Origin of the sequence: Pseudomonas batumici (assembly GCF_036585405.1) — a bacterium.
Classification (GTDB): Bacteria; Pseudomonadota; Gammaproteobacteria; order Pseudomonadales; family Pseudomonadaceae; genus Aquipseudomonas; species Aquipseudomonas batumici.
Genome location: NZ_CP144470.1, coordinates 6,037,885 through 6,054,313, shown reverse-complemented (window position 1 = coordinate 6,054,313; position 16,429 = coordinate 6,037,885). Strand labels below are relative to the sequence as shown.

Sequence of the window (16,429 nt, the reverse complement as noted above, 5' to 3'; positions counted from 1 at the left end):
CAAGCTGCAACCGGTGATCGCCGACGTCAAGCGCTCGGTCCAGGATGCTCGCGGGACCGCCGACCAGTCCGCCGCCATCGCCAGCCAGACCAGCGCCGGCATGGAGCAGCAGTATCGCCAGGTCGACCAGGTGGCCACCGCTTCCCATGAAATGAGCGCCACCGCCCAGGACGTTGCCCGCAGTGCCGCCCAGGCCGCCCACGCGGCGCGCGATGCCGACCAGGCCACGCGCCAGGGCCTGACGGTGATCGACCGCACCACCAGCAGCATCGGTCACCTGGCTGCCGACATGAGCCAGGCCATGGTGCAGGTCGAAGGGCTGGCGGCCAACAGCGAGAAGATCGGCTCGGTGCTGGAAGTGATTCGCGCCATTGCCGAGCAGACCAACCTGCTGGCCCTCAACGCCGCCATCGAGGCCGCCCGGGCGGGTGAAGCCGGACGCGGCTTTGCGGTGGTCGCCGATGAAGTGCGCAACCTGGCGCGACGCACCCAGGAGTCGGTGGAGGAAACCCGCCAGGTCATCGAGCAGCTGCAGAGCGGGACCCAGGAAGTGGTCACCTCCATGGGCAACAGCCATCGTCAGGCGCAAGGCAGTGTCGAGCAGGTCAGCCAGGCGGTGACCGCGCTGCAGCAGATCGGCGACGCCGTGACGGTGATCACCGACATGAACCTGCAGATCGCCAGCGCGGCGGAAGAACAGAGCGCGGTGGCCGAGGAAATCAACCACAACGTGGCGACCATTCGCGACGTCACCGAGTCGCTGTCCGGACAGGCCAATGAGTCGGCGCGGGTCAGCCAGTCGCTCAACAGCCTGGCGAACCAGCAGCAGGGCCTGATGGACCAGTTCCGCGTCTAGGCTCCGTACGAAAACTCGCCGAGCGGCGATCAGGCAAGGCAAAAACAGGCGAGCAAGCGGAGTGTAGGGACCTACATGAGCATTGCGAGCCTGTTTTTAACGCAGCATGATCGTCGCGCAGGCAGTTTTAGTCGAGCCTAGCGGCGCGGCACGTCGACCGTCACGAGCAGCCCGCCCAGCGGGCTGCTCGACAAGCGCAAATCGCCGCCCCAGGCCTCGACGATATCGCGCACGATACCCAGGCCCAGCCCATGCCCGCGGGTCTGTTCGTCCAGGCGAGTGCCCCGGCTGAACACCGCCGCCCGACTCTGCGGCGGGATGCCCGGCCCATCGTCCTCGATCCCCAGCCGATAACCGGCAGACACTTCGACAATACTCAGGCGCACCTGTGCATCGGCCCACTTGCAGGCGTTGTCCAGCAGATTGCCGAGCAGCTCCAGCAGGTCCTCGCGATCCCAGGGCAACTGCAATCCGCTCGGCACCTCGCGGGACAGCTGCAGGTGCTCGCCATGGATCATGCGCAGGGTCGAGAACAGCACCGGCAGTTCCGTATCGCAATCGAATGCCGCGCCGGGCAGGGTGTCCCCCGCCAGTCGGGCACGCCCCAGTTCCCGTTCCAGGCGTTGCTGAATCTGCTCCAGCTGTTCACGCAAGGTTTTGCGCAGGTGCGGGTGAGCCGCAAGTTCAGCACTGGAGGCCAGGCTCAGCAGGACCGCCAGCGGGGTCTTGAGTGCGTGACCGAGATTGCCCAGGGCATCACGCGAACGCTTGAGGCTGCCCTCGGTGTGGGCCAGCAGGCGATTGACCTGCGACACCAGTGGCTCCAGTTCCAACGGAACCTGGGTATCGAGTTGCGAACGGCGTCCTTGTTGCAACTGGGCAATTTGCTTCCGGGCGTTCTCCAACGGGCGCAAGGCTCGGCGCACGGTGACCCGTTGCAACAGCAGGATCACGATCAGCGCCGCCAGGCCGATGCCCAGGCCAACGCGCTGCACCAGCTGGAATTTGCGGCGCACCGGCGTGTAGTCCTGGGCCACGCTGATACTGATCGATTGGCCCAGGCGCCGGTAGTCCGAACGCAGCACCAGGAGCATCTGCCCTTCCGGTCCCAGCTGCAGGTTGGCGTGCAGCCCGGCCTTCTCGACGATGGGCAGGTCCTGATCCCAGAGCGAACGCGAGCGCCAGTGCTGATCAGCGAAATCGACACAAAAGTAATGCCCGGAAAAGGGCCGTTGATAGGCCGGCGACAAGCGTCGCTCATCCAGTTTCAGACCGTGTGGGGTGCGCACCAATGCCACCAGCAGGCTCTCGCTGTCGGCATGCAGCCCATCCTCCAGATAACGTTGCAAGCCCAGCTCGAACAGCCAGAGGCTGGTCGGTGCCACCACCAGTCCGGCAACGAGCAATACACTGACCAGCCCGAGACTCAAACGTCGCTGAATCGACTTCACCGGGCCGCGCCACCAAAGCGATAGCCCTGGCCACGGCGGGTTTCGATCACAGCGCGCCCCAGCTTGCGCCGCAGATGATTGACATGCACCTCCAGCACATTGGAGTCACGCTCGGTTTCGCCGTCATAGAGATGCTCGGCCAGATGGCTTTTCGAGAGGATCTGTTCGGGGTGCAGCATGAAATAGCGCAACAGCCGGAATTCCGCCGCCGTGAGCTGGACATCACCGCCCTCGCGGCTGACGCACTGGCGCCCTTCGTCCAGATGCAGGCCGGCAGCCTTCAGGGTCGGCTGGTTGGCCTGGCCACGGGCCCGGCGCAGCAGCGACTGGACCCGCAGCTGCAATTCCTGCGGGTGAAACGGCTTGGTCAGGTAATCGTCGGCACCGGCCTTGAGCCCTTCGATACGGTCGGCCCAGGAGCCGCGCGCGGTGAGGATCAGCACCGGCACCGACAGGTTGCCGGCGCGCCATTTGTGCAGCACCTCGAGCCCCGGCAAGCCCGGCAGGCCGAGATCGAGAATGATCAGGTCGTAGGGCTCGACGGCCCCCTGGAACAGCGCATCGCGCCCGTCGGCCAGCCAGTCGACGGCATAGCCCTGGCGCGTGAGGCCGGCAATCAGTTCGTCCGCCAAGGGAACATGGTCTTCCACCAACAACAGCCGCATCAATCGTCTTCCTTGTCTTTCAATAAACGACCACTGCTGGCCTCCAGCTCGATGTCCCGCACCACGCCGGCCTGGGTCAGGAGTTCGACGTCATAGACATAGACGTCATGCCGACTCACCAATTCGGCCTCCAGCAGCTTCGCCCCGGGGTAGTGACTCAAAGCCTGCTGCAGCAGCTGCTCCAGCGGCATGATGACGCCCTCGCGGCGTAAACGCAGGGCTTCGTCCTGATTCAGGTCGCCGGCCCAGGCCTGGCAACCGAAGGCAGCCAGCGCAAGCCAGGTGCAGGCGTGCAGATTCAACGTCATTAACTGTCCTGATGATCCTTGAGAACCTGCCCGCCGATGGCGTCCGATTCAACATCCCGCTCAGCTCCTTGAGCGCCGTGCAGTTCTATCTGATAAGTGAAGTCGCCGTTCGTTCACCGCACCCGGTATCAACCGAGCCGTGCAAGGCCATACGCTAGACGTCGCAACTTAATCGAACCTGAATTTATCCGACCGTCATCCGCCGCGGCTGGCGGTTTTTGCAGGGCAACGACAGGCGCGGACCGCAAGCTCCCCTATAATTCCCGTCCCGGTAGAACGAGGACTGTATGACCGCCATCCATATCAAGTTTCCCGCCTTGACCCTCAAGGCCGGCAAGCGGACCTTGCAGCGCATTCGCGAACAGGGCTTGAAGGCCGCTGACGTCGGCACCCTGCCCGGTGCGGCCGGCGGGCCCAAGGCCCTCGGCATCCAGGGCCTGGACCTGGCGCTGTTCGGCGAGTGGCTGCCGGCCAGTCCCCGGGAGCGCTCGCTGATCGGTGCCTCCATCGGTGCCTGGCGCTTCGCCAGCGCCTGCCTGCCGGATGCCGCCGAGGGCATCACGCGGCTGGGCCAGCTCTACAACGAACAAAGCTTCGCCAAGGGCGTGACCATGGCACAGGTCAGCCAGAGCTGCCGGCGCATGCTCCATGACCTGCTCGATGGCCGCGACGCGTCGATCCTGGCCAACACCCATTACCGCCTGAACGTGGTGATCGTGAAGAGCCACGGTCTGCTCGCCGAGGATCATCGCGGGCGCCTGGGGCTCGGGCTGTCGTCCGTGATCGCCGACAACCTGGTCAAGCGTTCGCGGCTGTCGCGTCACTTCGAACGGGTCATCCTGCATGATCCGCGACGGGCCCCTCCCCTTCAGCCACTCGCGGACTTTCCGTCGCGCTGCCTGCCGCTGGACGAGGACAACCTGCGCCAGGGCCTGCTGGCCTCGGGCTCGATCCCGATGGTGATGGAAGGCGTGCGTGATATCGCCGGGGTCGGCACTGGCACCTACCGCGATGGCGGACTGCTGGACTATCACCTGGACCTGCCCTACAGCGGCGAGGATGTGGTGCTGTACCCACATTTCACCGACAAGGTCATCCCCGGCTGGTTCGACAAGACCCTGCCCTGGCGCCGGGGCAACCCGGACCGCTTGCAGGACGTGTTGCTGCTGGCGCCTTCGCGGGAATACCTGGCCCGGCTGCCCCATGGCAAGCTGCCCGATCGTAACGACTTCAAGCGCTACATGGGTGACGACCAGGGACGTCAGACCTATTGGCGCAAGGCGATGGAGCAGAGCCGGCGCCTGGGTGACGAGTTTCTCGAACTGGTCGACAATGGTCGTCTGGGAGAGCGCCTGTTGGCGCTTTGATGCGATTGCCGCCGCGCAAGCTGTTAAACTGCCGTCCTGCATTTATCGGCTGCGCGCTGGCCACCCTTCAGAGCTGACATTACCGTGGAAATCTTCAAAGAGTTTACGTTCGAATCCGCCCACAAGCTGCCCCACGTACCGGACGGCCATAAATGCGGTCGCCTGCATGGTCATTCGTTCAAGGTGGCGATTCACCTGAGCGGCGAGGTGGACCCGTATACCGGCTGGATCCGTGACTTCTCGGAGATCAAGGAAATCTTCAAGCCGCTGTATGAGCGCCTGGACCACAACTACCTGAATGATATTCCCGGCCTTGAGAACCCCACCAGCGAGGTCCTGGCGAAGTGGATCTGGCAGGAGTTGAAACCGTTGCTGCCGGAACTGTCGGCCATCCGCATCCACGAGACCTGCACCAGCGGCTGCATCTATCGCGGGGAGTGAATCCCGGAAATAAAAAAACCACCTGCACAGGTGGTTTTTTTACGCTCGGAATTTACTGACTGCGGTTGGCATTTCCGCGGTTCAAAAACAAAACCCCTACCTGCATGCGCAGATAGGGGTTTCGGAATTTAATCTTGACGATGACCTACTCTCACATGGGGAAACCCCACACTACCATCGGCGATGCATCGTTTCACTGCTGAGTTCGGGATGGGATCAGGTGGTTCCAATGCTCTATGGTCGTCAAGAAATTCGGTAGCCAGGTCGTTTTCTCTTACGAGATCACGCTCCAGCGAATGGGTATGTGACAGCTTGGTGTTTTGTGAGTCGCAAACTTTCGGTTCGTTTCGTCTTCACACACCGCAATCTGGTGCTCTTTCGAGTCAGCAAATTGCTTGGGTGTTATATGGTCAAGCCTCACGGGCAATTAGTATTGGTTAGCTCAACGCCTCACAGCGCTTACACACCCAACCTATCAACGTCGTAGTCTTCGACGGCCCTTCAGGGAACTCAAGGTTCCAGTGAGATCTCATCTTGAGGCAAGTTTCCCGCTTAGATGCTTTCAGCGGTTATCTTTTCCGAACATAGCTACCCGGCAATGCCACTGGCGTGACAACCGGAACACCAGAGGTTCGTCCACTCCGGTCCTCTCGTACTAGGAGCAGCCCCTCTCAAATCTCAAACGTCCACGGCAGATAGGGACCGAACTGTCTCACGACGTTCTAAACCCAGCTCGCGTACCACTTTAAATGGCGAACAGCCATACCCTTGGGACCGGCTTCAGCCCCAGGATGTGATGAGCCGACATCGAGGTGCCAAACACCGCCGTCGATATGAACTCTTGGGCGGTATCAGCCTGTTATCCCCGGAGTACCTTTTATCCGTTGAGCGATGGCCCTTCCATACAGAACCACCGGATCACTAAGACCTACTTTCGTACCTGCTCGACGTGTCTGTCTCGCAGTCAAGCGCGCTTTTGCCTTTATACTCTACGACCGATTTCCGACCGGTCTGAGCGCACCTTCGTACTCCTCCGTTACTCTTTAGGAGGAGACCGCCCCAGTCAAACTACCCACCATACACTGTCCTCGATCCGGATAACGGACCTGAGTTAGAACCTCAAAGTTGCCAGGGTGGTATTTCAAGGATGGCTCCACGCAGACTGGCGTCCACGCTTCAAAGCCTCCCACCTATCCTACACAAGCAAATTCAAAGTCCAGTGCAAAGCTATAGTAAAGGTTCACGGGGTCTTTCCGTCTAGCCGCGGATACACTGCATCTTCACAGCGATTTCAATTTCACTGAGTCTCGGGTGGAGACAGCGCCGCCATCGTTACGCCATTCGTGCAGGTCGGAACTTACCCGACAAGGAATTTCGCTACCTTAGGACCGTTATAGTTACGGCCGCCGTTTACCGGGGCTTCGATCAAGAGCTTCGCGTTAGCTAACCCCATCAATTAACCTTCCGGCACCGGGCAGGCGTCACACCCTATACGTCCACTTTCGTGTTTGCAGAGTGCTGTGTTTTTAATAAACAGTCGCAGCGGCCTGGTATCTTCGACCGGCATGGGCTTACGGAGCAAGTCCTTCACCCTCACCGGCGCACCTTCTCCCGAAGTTACGGTGCCATTTTGCCTAGTTCCTTCACCCGAGTTCTCTCAAGCGCCTTGGTATTCTCTACCCAACCACCTGTGTCGGTTTGGGGTACGGTTCCTGGTTACCTGAAGCTTAGAAGCTTTTCTTGGAAGCATGGCATCAACCACTTCGCGTCCTAAAGGACACTCGTCATCAGCTCTCGGCCTTAGACTCCCGGATTTACCTAAGAGTCCAGCCTACCACCTTAAACTTGGACAACCAACGCCAAGCTGGCCTAGCCTTCTCCGTCCCTCCATCGCAATAACCAGAAGTACAGGAATATTAACCTGTTTTCCATCGACTACGCTTTTCAGCCTCGCCTTAGGGACCGACTAACCCTGCGTCGATTAACGTTGCGCAGGAAACCTTGGTCTTTCGGCGTGGGTGTTTTTCACACCCATTGTCGTTACTCATGTCAGCATTCGCACTTCTGATACCTCCAGCAAGCTTCTCAACTCACCTTCACAGGCTTACAGAACGCTCCTCTACCGCATCACTTACGTGATACCCGTAGCTTCGGTGCATGGTTTGAGCCCCGTTACATCTTCCGCGCAGGCCGACTCGACTAGTGAGCTATTACGCTTTCTTTAAAGGGTGGCTGCTTCTAAGCCAACCTCCTAGCTGTCTAAGCCTTCCCACATCGTTTCCCACTTAACCATGACTTTGGGACCTTAGCTGACGGTCTGGGTTGTTTCCCTTTTCACGACGGACGTTAGCACCCGCCGTGTGTCTCCCATGCTCGGCACTTGTAGGTATTCGGAGTTTGCATCGGTTTGGTAAGTCGGGATGACCCCCTAGCCGAAACAGTGCTCTACCCCCTACAGTGATACATGAGGCGCTACCTAAATAGCTTTCGAGGAGAACCAGCTATCTCCGAGCTTGATTAGCCTTTCACTCCGATCCACAGGTCATCCGCTAACTTTTCAACGGTAGTCGGTTCGGTCCTCCAGTCAGTGTTACCTAACCTTCAACCTGCCCATGGATAGATCGCCCGGTTTCGGGTCTATACCCAGCGACTAAACGCCCTATTAAGACTCGCTTTCGCTACGCCTCCCCTATTCGGTTAAGCTCGCCACTGAATATAAGTCGCTGACCCATTATACAAAAGGTACGCAGTCACAGAACAAAGTCTGCTCCCACTGCTTGTACGCATACGGTTTCAGGATCTATTTCACTCCCCTCTCCGGGGTTCTTTTCGCCTTTCCCTCACGGTACTAGTTCACTATCGGTCAGTCAGTAGTATTTAGCCTTGGAGGATGGTCCCCCCATATTCAGACAAGGTTTCTCGTGCCCCGTCCTACTCGATTTCATGACTAAGAGACTTTCGCGTACAGGGCTATCACCCACTATGGCCGCACTTTCCAGAGCGTTCCGCTAATCTCAAAGCCACTTAAGGGCTAGTCCCCGTTCGCTCGCCACTACTAAGGGAATCTCGGTTGATTTCTTTTCCTCAGGGTACTTAGATGTTTCAGTTCCCCTGGTTCGCCTCTTGCACCTATGTATTCAGTGCAAGATAACCAGCTTATGCTGGCTGGGTTCCCCCATTCAGAGATCTCCGGATCAAAGTCTGTTTGCCGACTCCCCGAAGCTTATCGCAGGCTACCACGTCTTTCATCGCCTCTGACTGCCAAGGCATCCACCGTATGCGCTTCTTCACTTGACCATATAACCCCAAGCAATCTGGTTATACTATGAAGACGACATTCGCCGAAAATTTGCATGCTGCTCAATTAAGAGCCTCACAAATTTTACCTTAGCCTGATCCGTTACCAGTGAAAGTAACGTTCAGTCTATCTTTCTATCACATACCCAAATTTTTAAAGAACGATCTAATCAAAGACTAGAAATCAACATTTCACCTTCAGCCGAAGGAAATGCTCATTTCTAAGCTCTAACGCAGAAACAGCAAAACAGCAGTAAGTGGTGGAGCCAAACGGGATCGAACCGTTGACCTCCTGCGTGCAAGGCAGGCGCTCTCCCAGCTGAGCTATGGCCCCGTATTTCTACAGGCTTTTCCCACACAAAATTGGTGGGTCTGGGCAGATTCGAACTGCCGACCTCACCCTTATCAGGGGTGCGCTCTAACCAACTGAGCTACAGACCCAATTTCGGGCTGCTTCTAATCGTCTTCTTCAATGAATCAAGCAATTCGTGTGGGAACTTATGGAGCAGCTGATGTCGTCGATTAAGGAGGTGATCCAGCCGCAGGTTCCCCTACGGCTACCTTGTTACGACTTCACCCCAGTCATGAATCACACCGTGGTAACCGTCCCCCCGAAGGTTAGACTAGCTACTTCTGGTGCAACCCACTCCCATGGTGTGACGGGCGGTGTGTACAAGGCCCGGGAACGTATTCACCGCGACATTCTGATTCGCGATTACTAGCGATTCCGACTTCACGCAGTCGAGTTGCAGACTGCGATCCGGACTACGATCGGTTTTATGGGATTAGCTCCACCTCGCGGCTTGGCAACCCTTTGTACCGACCATTGTAGCACGTGTGTAGCCCAGGCCGTAAGGGCCATGATGACTTGACGTCATCCCCACCTTCCTCCGGTTTGTCACCGGCAGTCTCCTTAGAGTGCCCACCATAACGTGCTGGTAACTAAGGACAAGGGTTGCGCTCGTTACGGGACTTAACCCAACATCTCACGACACGAGCTGACGACAGCCATGCAGCACCTGTCTCAATGTTCCCGAAGGCACCAATCCATCTCTGGAAAGTTCATTGGATGTCAAGGCCTGGTAAGGTTCTTCGCGTTGCTTCGAATTAAACCACATGCTCCACCGCTTGTGCGGGCCCCCGTCAATTCATTTGAGTTTTAACCTTGCGGCCGTACTCCCCAGGCGGTCAACTTAATGCGTTAGCTGCGCCACTAAAGACTCAAGGTCCCCAACGGCTAGTTGACATCGTTTACGGCGTGGACTACCAGGGTATCTAATCCTGTTTGCTCCCCACGCTTTCGCACCTCAGTGTCAGTATCAGTCCAGGTGGTCGCCTTCGCCACTGGTGTTCCTTCCTATATCTACGCATTTCACCGCTACACAGGAAATTCCACCACCCTCTACCATACTCTAGCTCGCCAGTTTTGGATGCAGTTCCCAGGTTGAGCCCGGGGATTTCACATTCAACTTAACGAACCACCTACGCGCGCTTTACGCCCAGTAATTCCGATTAACGCTTGCACCCTCTGTATTACCGCGGCTGCTGGCACAGAGTTAGCCGGTGCTTATTCTGTCGGTAACGTCAAAACACTAACGTATTAGGTTAATGCCCTTCCTCCCAACTTAAAGTGCTTTACAATCCGAAGACCTTCTTCACACACGCGGCATGGCTGGATCAGGCTTTCGCCCATTGTCCAATATTCCCCACTGCTGCCTCCCGTAGGAGTCTGGACCGTGTCTCAGTTCCAGTGTGACTGATCATCCTCTCAGACCAGTTACGGATCGTCGCCTTGGTGAGCCATTACCTCACCAACTAGCTAATCCGACCTAGGCTCATCTGATAGCGCAAGGCCCGAAGGTCCCCTGCTTTCTCCCGTAGGACGTATGCGGTATTAGCGTTCCTTTCGAAACGTTGTCCCCCACTACCAGGCAGATTCCTAGGCATTACTCACCCGTCCGCCGCTGAATCGAAGAGCAAGCTCCTCTCATCCGCTCGACTTGCATGTGTTAGGCCTGCCGCCAGCGTTCAATCTGAGCCATGATCAAACTCTTCAGTTCAAACATCTTTGGGTTTTGAGAAAACCCTAAACTTGGCTCAGCAATCGTTGGTTACATCTTTGATTTCTCGCGGAGTAACTTGTGATGCTGATAATCTAGTGACTATTCAGTCTGACTCCACAAGCACCCACACGAATTGCTTGATTCAGTTGTTAAAGAGCGGTTGGTGAGCTGTTCGCTCAACCGAGGCGCGCATTCTACAGCAGCCTCATTTGCTGTCAAGTGATTATTTTCAGAAGTTTTCAAGGTTTCCCGTGTAACTTCAACCACTTGCGCTTCCGATCTCTCGTTAGCGGGAGGCGAATTCTACAGCGTTACACGCTGCTGTCAACACCTCTTTTACACCGCTTTCGATCGAGAGGATCGAACCGCTGAACCGGCGAAAACACACTGCCTTATCAGCTCCTTCTGGGCTTCGATACACTGAAGCGAACCGCTTGACCCAAACCTAAAAACCTTCGTAACTCATTGAATCTCAAAGGCTTTTCCGTTTCGACCGCGCCGGAAGTGGGGCGAATTATAGACCTATAGGATTTGCCGTCAACCGTTAATTTCACTTTTCTGTCATAAGGAGCGAATGCGGGAGCCGTACCCGCTCCTTCCCTACCGCCCTATGGAAAAGCAGGGAGACGTTGAGCAATATATTGCTCAACGGCGCTTTGTTCCGCATCATGTACAGCTGCCTTCTTCCCTATAGACCCGGACGCCCCCACCCCATGACCCAGCAGTCCCGTAGCCTGGCCTCGACACTCTTTCCCGTCGGCCTGCTGCTTATCGCAATGGCTTCGATTCAATCCGGCGCCTCCCTGGCCAAAAGCATGTTCCCGATTGTCGGCGCCCAGGGCACCACCACCCTGCGCCTGGTGTTTGCCAGCATCATCATGGTGTTGGTCCTGCGCCCCTGGCGGGCAACATTCACCGCCCGATCCCTGCGCACCGTCATCATCTATGGCATCGCCCTGGGCGGAATGAACTTCCTCTTCTATATGTCCTTGAGAAGTGTCCCCCTGGGCATTGCCGTCGCCCTGGAGTTCACCGGTCCCCTGGCGGTGGCGATTTACGCATCGCGCCGCGCCATCGACTTTCTCTGGATAGCCCTGGCGGTCAGCGGGCTCCTGCTGCTGATCCCCTCCGGCGCGACCAGCGCCGGCATTGATCTGCTCGGCGCCGGTTATGCGCTGGGGGCCGGCGCATGCTGGGCGCTGTACATCCTGTACGGCCAGAAAGCCGGCAACGACAATGGCATCCAGACCGCCGCCCTCGGCGTGGTGATTGCCGCCCTGTTCATCGCCCCCATCGGTATCGTCCACGCCGGCACCGCCCTGCTCACCCCGGCCTTGATCCCGACGGCCATCGGCGTCGCCATCCTGTCCACCGCCCTGCCCTACAGCCTGGAAATGGTCGCGTTGACGCGCATGCCGGCCCGCACCTTCGGCACCTTGATGAGCATCGAACCTTCCTTCGGCGCGCTGTCCGGGCTGTTGTTCCTGCACGAGTACCTGTCCGTCGCCCAGTGGCTCGCCATCGCCTGCATTATCAGCGCCTCCATCGGAGCCACGCTGACCCTGCGCAAGGAGTCCGCACCCGCCGTCGCCGCCGATTGATACAGAGTGTGAGTCAGCTCTGGTATTTGCCGCTCAAATAGGACATGTTTACACCTAACTCAATGCCAGCCTTGGAAATTTTGGAGAGGGGGACTCAAGGAAGAATCAGGCGGCAGGAAAAAAGCCAAACCGGACGAGTTGATCCGGGGCAGAGATAGGGATGGTAATGAAACGCTTCTTGATAGTCCTGGCAGTACTTGCCGTCGCCGGCTGCGCCGCGACCTCGAAACCGATGAAATACGGTAAGCGCGGCGTGCATATCAACTGTTCCGGGCTGACATCCTCCTGGGAAAAGTGCTACGCCAAAGCCGCCGATTCCTGCAGCGACAACGGTTATCGAGTCCTCGCCAAATCCGGCGATGCCGTGGAAGACCCGGGTGACTATCCGTTCGGCCTCAACCCGGCCGGCTATACCAGCCGCAGCATGATCATCATCTGCAACAAGCCATCCGCGCTGAGCCCTAAAACGCCCCCACCCTCTGACGATTGAATGGACTAGATCTCGATCACCAACCGACCTTGCGCCGCGCCGCTGGCCAGCAAAGTATAGGCCTCCTCGGCGGTTTGCAGGGTAAACCGCCGGGGATCGAGCAAGGGTTTCAATTGGCCGGCTTCGATCAGCCGTGCGGCCTGCTCCAGTATCTGCCCGTGATGTTCGCGCCCGTGGCCGGTCAGCAACGGCAGCAAGGTAAACACCCCGGAGTAAGTGGCCCCGCGAAAGGACAGCGGTGCCAGGCTGTGTTGTCCCCAACCGAGGCAACTCAGGACATGCCCGTGATAAGTCCGTGCGGCCAGGAACGACTGGTCCAGGGTTTCGCCCCCCACCGTGTCATAGACGATATCGAAGCCCTCGCCCCCGGTATGCTGCTCGACATATTCCTGCACGGTATGCAGCCGATAGTCGATAAAGGTCGCGCCAAAACCTTCGATCACGGCCTGATGCCTGGCCGAACCGGTGGCGAAAACCCTGGCGCCAAAGGCCCGGGCAATCTGCACCGCCACATGCCCGACACCGCCGGCGCCGCCATGGATCAGCACCGTTTGCCCAGCCTGGACCCGCGCACGATCCACCAGCCCTTCCCAGGCGGTGATCAGCACCAACGGCAATCCGCTGGCCTCACGCATACTCAGGTTAACCGGCTTGCGCGCCAGCAATCGGGCATCGACTGCGGCGAACTCGGCCAGCGAACCCTGGGCACCACCGATACCCGTCGCCATCCCGTAGACCTCATCGCCGACATCCCAGCCACTGACGCCCTCGCCCAAGGCCTCGACAACACCCGCCAGATCCATCCCCAGTACCGCCGGTAACGGTTGGCGGGCATGGCCGGCCTGTCCGGCACGAATCTTTGCGTCCAGCGGGTTGATGCCACTGGCCTTGATCCGCACCAGGACTTCTCCGCTCCCGGGTTTCGGGCGGTCGATGGAAACCTCGCGCAACGGCGCACCGGCGACATCGACCATCAGGGCATTCATTTGCGGTACAGGGGACATGGCGGCTATCTCTGTCAGTGGAAGTGAGATCCATCATCCGCCGCCTAGAGCATTCCGATAAGACGCCAAATTGCTATAGTGACCATGCCCATATGGCATGAATGAGAAGCTCCGTGGACAAACTCAATGCAATGGCAGTCTTTGTGCGGGTGGTGGAACGCGGCAGTTTTTCCGCTGTTGCGCGGGAGATGCTGACCAGCCAACCGACCATCAGCAAGATCCTCAAGGCCCTGGAAACCGAGCTGGGCGGCAAGCTGATTGCCCGCAGCACCCGCCAGTTGTCGCTGACCGATGAGGGACAACGCTACTACGAACAGTGTCGGCAGATCCTCGCGGCGGTGGACGCCGCCGAGCACAGCTTCCAGTCAGGCCGCGAAAGCGTGGCCGGCAGTTTGCGCATCGGCTCGTCGGTGAGTTTCGGGCGCCTGCAGATCGCCGCCCGGTTGCCGGACTTTCTCGCGCGCTATCCGCAACTGGATATCGACCTGCAACTGAGCGATCACAACCAGGACCTGGTCAGCGAAGGCCTGGATGTGAGCCTGCGCATCGGCGAACTGGGGGACAGCAACCTGATCGCCCGCCACATCGGCAGCACCCGGCGGGTGACGGTGGCCAGCCCCGGGTATCTGGCACGGCACGCTGAACCGCACACCCCCGAGGAGTTGGCCGGGCACAACTGCCTGCTGTTCAATCTGTTGAGCAGCCAGAATCTCTGGCGCTACGAAAAGGACGGGAAAGCGCACAGCGTGCACATCCGCGGCAATGCCCAGAGCAACAACTCGGAAGCGATACGGGAGATGGTCCTGGGTGGGCTTGGCGTTGCGCTGTCGCCCGTGTGGCTGTTCGCCGAGGATCTGAAGGCCGGTCGGGTCAAGGCAATCTTGCCTGACTATCAGGCCCAATCCTTGCCGATCCATGCGGTGTTTCCGGCCAATCGTCGCCAGTCCGCCAGGGTCAAGGCATTCGTCGACTACATGAGCGATGCCCTGGCGGGACTTTGAACACACCGCGCCGCCACTCAGGTGACGGCGCGGTCGGCGGTCAGATCGCGACCGTACGGGTGTTCAACCATTCCAGTGCCGCACCGTCCAGCAACGGGCTCAAACGCTCGCGCACTTCGGCGTGGTAGGCGTTGAACCAGTCACGTTCCTCCTGCGTCAGCAACGACGGCTCCAGGCAGCGGGTGTCGATCGGACACAGCGTCAGGGTCTCGAACTTGAGGAACTCGCCGAACTCGCTCTTGCCCGCCTCGCGGTTCAGCACCAGGTTTTCGATGCGCACGCCCCAACGGCCCGGACGATAGGTCCCAGGCTCGATGGAGGTGATCATCCCCGGCTGCATGGCGGTCTGCGGTGCCGCGACCGCCTGGTAGGCGATCACCTGCGGACCTTCGTGCACGTTGAGGAAGTAGCCGACGCCATGGCCGGTGCCATGCCCGTAGTCCACGCTTTCGGCCCAGATCGGTGCCCGGGCGATGGCATCCAGCAGCGGCGAAAGAATACCGCGCGGGAATTGCGCCCGGGACAAGGCGATCACGCCCTTGAGCACCCGCGTGCAATCGCGTTTCTGCTCGGCCGTCGGCGTACCCACCGGCACCATCCGGGTAATGTCCGTGGTCCCGCCCTGATACTGGCCGCCGGAGTCGATCAGCAGCAGACCGTCGCCCTCGATCAGCGCATGCTCGGCCTCGGTGGCGTGATAGTGCGGCATCGCACCATTGGCGTTGAACGCGGCAATGGTATTGAAGCTCAGCGACACATAACCCGGACGTCGCGCCCGGGCGGCGCTCAGGCGTTCGTCGATGGTCAGCTCGGTCACCCGCTCGCGGCCCAGTGCGCTCTCCAGCCAGGCGAAGAATTCGCACAAGGCCGCGCCGTCCTGCTCCATGGCCTGGCGGATATGCACCGCGTCGTCGAGGCTCTTGCGGGATTTGGCCAGGGTCGTCGGGTTGAGCCCCTCGACCAGCTTCACCTCCTGGCCGAGGTTATCCAGCAAGCCGACCGTCACCCGCGCCGGGTCGACCAGCAAGCTCGCCCCCGCCGGAATAGCGGCCAGCGCCGCGCCGACTTCGCGGTAGTCACGCAAGGTCACGCCATCGGCCTCGAGCACCTGCCCAAGCTCGGCACTCACCTTGTCCAGGGACACGAACAAGGTGACCTGGTCCTGGTTGACCAAGGCAAAGGAAACGAACACCGGGTTGAAGGACACATCGGCACCGCGCAGATTGAACAACCAGGCGATATCGTCCAGCGTGGCGATGAAATGCCAGTCGGCGCCGCGGGCTTTCAGTTCGCCCCGCAACTGGGCGAGCTTCTCGCCCCGACTGACCGTCGCCTGCGGCGGCAGGTGCTGATAGATCGGCTGGTTCGGCAGCGCCTCGCGGTCTTCCCAGACCTGATCGAGCAGGTCGATATCGGTGCGCAGCCGCGCCCCGCGTGCGCGCAACTTGTCGCCCAGGGTCCGCGCCGAAGCCAGCGCCATGACCGCGCCATCCACCGCGACCACGCCAGCGGGCGGCGTCTGTTCGGCCAGCCAGTCCAGCGGACCGGGTTGCCCCGGCAACAACTTCATCAGCTCGATACCGCTGCCGGCCAACTCCTTGGTCGCCTGCTCCCAGTACCGACTGTCAGCCCAGACGCCGGCGAACTCCGGCGTCACGATCAAGGTGCCGACCGAGCCATGAAAACCCGACAGCCACTGCCGCCCCTGCCAGTAAGCGGGCAGGTACTCCGACAGGTGGGGATCGGCCGACGGCACCAGCAGGGCCTGAACGCCTTCACGGCGCATCAGTTCGCGCGTACGTGCCAGGCGCTGGGGAACGGTTCCTTGACTTGGGGTCTGCGTGCTCATTGTGTCTCCTGCTAACCACTTATTATTCAATTGTTG

The 16,429-nt window shown here is 59.4% G+C and carries 11 protein-coding genes, 2 tRNA genes, 3 rRNA genes and 1 pseudogene; 6 read left to right on the top strand and 11 right to left on the bottom strand.

Annotated features, from left to right (window positions below; all coding sequences use genetic code 11):
• Positions 1 to 100 precede the first annotated feature (100 nt).
• Positions 101 to 856 carry a methyl-accepting chemotaxis protein gene (locus NUH87_RS31400; protein ID WP_422393961.1) on the top strand — a complete coding sequence of 252 codons (756 nt, stop codon included), beginning with the start codon at positions 101 to 103 and terminating at the stop codon, positions 854 to 856.
• A 137-nt stretch (positions 857 to 993) separates the two neighbouring features.
• On the opposite strand, the gene NUH87_RS27720 is transcribed toward NUH87_RS31400, so the two are convergent.
• The 4 genes and pseudogenes from NUH87_RS27720 to NUH87_RS27705 form a co-directional block, all read right to left on the bottom strand.
• Entirely contained in the window at positions 994 to 2,307 is a 1,314-nt protein-coding gene (locus NUH87_RS27720) for a sensor histidine kinase (protein WP_338523500.1), read from the bottom strand.
• Complete coding sequence (locus NUH87_RS27715) at positions 2,304 to 2,972, bottom strand: response regulator transcription factor (RefSeq protein WP_338523499.1); 669 nt, start codon at positions 2,970 to 2,972, stop codon at positions 2,304 to 2,306. Before NUH87_RS27715 ends, NUH87_RS27720 begins: the two co-directional genes overlap by 4 nt.
• Positions 2,972 to 3,280, bottom strand: a complete 309-nt coding sequence (locus tag NUH87_RS27710; RefSeq protein WP_338523498.1) for a PepSY domain-containing protein — start codon at positions 3,278 to 3,280, stop codon at positions 2,972 to 2,974. Before NUH87_RS27710 ends, NUH87_RS27715 begins: the two co-directional genes overlap by 1 nt.
• Positions 3,280 to 3,387: pseudogene (locus NUH87_RS27705) on the bottom strand (peptidase); the annotation flags it as partial. The pseudogene NUH87_RS27705 and the gene NUH87_RS27710, both read right to left, overlap by 1 nt.
• A 180-nt stretch (positions 3,388 to 3,567) precedes the next feature.
• On the opposite strand from NUH87_RS27705, the gene NUH87_RS27700 reads away from it, so the two are divergent.
• Together NUH87_RS27700 and queD are read left to right on the top strand one after the other, a co-directional pair.
• Positions 3,568 to 4,647: a patatin-like phospholipase family protein gene (locus NUH87_RS27700; RefSeq protein ID WP_338523497.1), complete on the top strand. Its 1,080-nt coding sequence runs from the start codon at positions 3,568 to 3,570 to the stop codon at positions 4,645 to 4,647.
• A gap of 84 nt (positions 4,648 to 4,731) precedes the next feature.
• Entirely contained in the window at positions 4,732 to 5,088 is a 357-nt protein-coding gene (queD, locus tag NUH87_RS27695) for a 6-carboxytetrahydropterin synthase QueD (protein WP_338523496.1), read from the top strand.
• A gap of 132 nt (positions 5,089 to 5,220) precedes the next feature.
• On the opposite strand, the gene rrf is transcribed toward queD, so the two are convergent.
• The 5 genes from rrf to NUH87_RS27670 form a co-directional block, all read right to left on the bottom strand.
• Positions 5,221 to 5,336: ribosomal RNA gene (rrf, locus tag NUH87_RS27690) — 5S ribosomal RNA — on the bottom strand.
• A 158-nt stretch (positions 5,337 to 5,494) separates the two neighbouring features.
• A 23S ribosomal RNA gene (locus NUH87_RS27685) occupies positions 5,495 to 8,385 on the bottom strand.
• A gap of 258 nt (positions 8,386 to 8,643) precedes the next feature.
• A tRNA-Ala gene (locus NUH87_RS27680) sits at positions 8,644 to 8,719 on the bottom strand.
• A 30-nt stretch (positions 8,720 to 8,749) separates the two neighbouring features.
• Positions 8,750 to 8,826, bottom strand: a tRNA-Ile gene (locus NUH87_RS27675).
• A gap of 82 nt (positions 8,827 to 8,908) precedes the next feature.
• A 16S ribosomal RNA gene (locus NUH87_RS27670) occupies positions 8,909 to 10,445 on the bottom strand.
• Together the 16S, 23S and 5S rRNA genes with 2 tRNA genes alongside form the textbook arrangement of a ribosomal RNA operon.
• 716 nt (positions 10,446 to 11,161) lie before the next feature.
• On the opposite strand from NUH87_RS27670, the gene rhtA reads away from it, so the two are divergent.
• Together rhtA and NUH87_RS27660 are read left to right on the top strand one after the other, a co-directional pair.
• Positions 11,162 to 12,049 (top strand): threonine/homoserine exporter RhtA, encoded by an 888-nt coding sequence (gene rhtA / locus NUH87_RS27665; protein WP_338523495.1) that lies wholly within the window; start codon positions 11,162 to 11,164, stop codon positions 12,047 to 12,049.
• Between the two features lie 166 nt (positions 12,050 to 12,215).
• On the top strand, positions 12,216 to 12,539 hold the full coding sequence (locus NUH87_RS27660; protein WP_338523494.1) for a hypothetical protein: 324 nt from the start codon (positions 12,216 to 12,218) through the stop codon (positions 12,537 to 12,539).
• 5 nt (positions 12,540 to 12,544) lie between these two features.
• On the opposite strand, the gene NUH87_RS27655 is transcribed toward NUH87_RS27660, so the two are convergent.
• The gene (locus NUH87_RS27655) at positions 12,545 to 13,525 is read right to left on the bottom strand and encodes a zinc-dependent alcohol dehydrogenase family protein (RefSeq protein WP_422393960.1); all 981 of its coding nucleotides are present in this window, start codon (positions 13,523 to 13,525) and stop codon (positions 12,545 to 12,547) included.
• 119 nt (positions 13,526 to 13,644) lie between these two features.
• On the opposite strand from NUH87_RS27655, the gene NUH87_RS27650 reads away from it, so the two are divergent.
• Entirely contained in the window at positions 13,645 to 14,544 is a 900-nt protein-coding gene (locus tag NUH87_RS27650) for a LysR family transcriptional regulator (RefSeq protein WP_338523492.1), read from the top strand.
• Positions 14,545 to 14,584: 40 nt separating this feature from the next.
• On the opposite strand, the gene NUH87_RS27645 is transcribed toward NUH87_RS27650, so the two are convergent.
• Positions 14,585 to 16,393: an aminopeptidase P family protein gene (locus NUH87_RS27645; RefSeq protein ID WP_338523491.1), complete on the bottom strand. Its 1,809-nt coding sequence runs from the start codon at positions 16,391 to 16,393 to the stop codon at positions 14,585 to 14,587.
• Between the last annotated feature and the right edge of the window lie 36 nt (positions 16,394 to 16,429).

Bases quoted from the DNA above. Each gene is read 5' to 3' on its own strand.
- NUH87_RS27655 (WP_422393960.1), bottom strand. From the start codon at position 13,525: ATGAATGCCCTGATGGTCGATGTCGCCGGTGCGCCGTTGCGCGAGGTT.
- NUH87_RS31400 (WP_422393961.1), top strand. From the start codon at position 101: ATGGAGCAGCAGTATCGCCAGGTCGACCAGGTGGCCACCGCTTCCCAT.
- NUH87_RS27660 (WP_338523494.1), top strand. From the start codon at position 12,216: ATGAAACGCTTCTTGATAGTCCTGGCAGTACTTGCCGTCGCCGGCTGC.
- NUH87_RS27715 (WP_338523499.1), bottom strand. From the start codon at position 2,972: ATGCGGCTGTTGTTGGTGGAAGACCATGTTCCCTTGGCGGACGAACTG.
- NUH87_RS27710 (WP_338523498.1), bottom strand. From the start codon at position 3,280: ATGACGTTGAATCTGCACGCCTGCACCTGGCTTGCGCTGGCTGCCTTC.
- NUH87_RS27700 (WP_338523497.1), top strand. From the start codon at position 3,568: ATGACCGCCATCCATATCAAGTTTCCCGCCTTGACCCTCAAGGCCGGC.
- rhtA (WP_338523495.1), top strand. From the start codon at position 11,162: ATGACCCAGCAGTCCCGTAGCCTGGCCTCGACACTCTTTCCCGTCGGC.
- NUH87_RS27645 (WP_338523491.1), bottom strand. From the start codon at position 16,393: ATGAGCACGCAGACCCCAAGTCAAGGAACCGTTCCCCAGCGCCTGGCA.
- NUH87_RS27650 (WP_338523492.1), top strand. From the start codon at position 13,645: ATGAGAAGCTCCGTGGACAAACTCAATGCAATGGCAGTCTTTGTGCGG.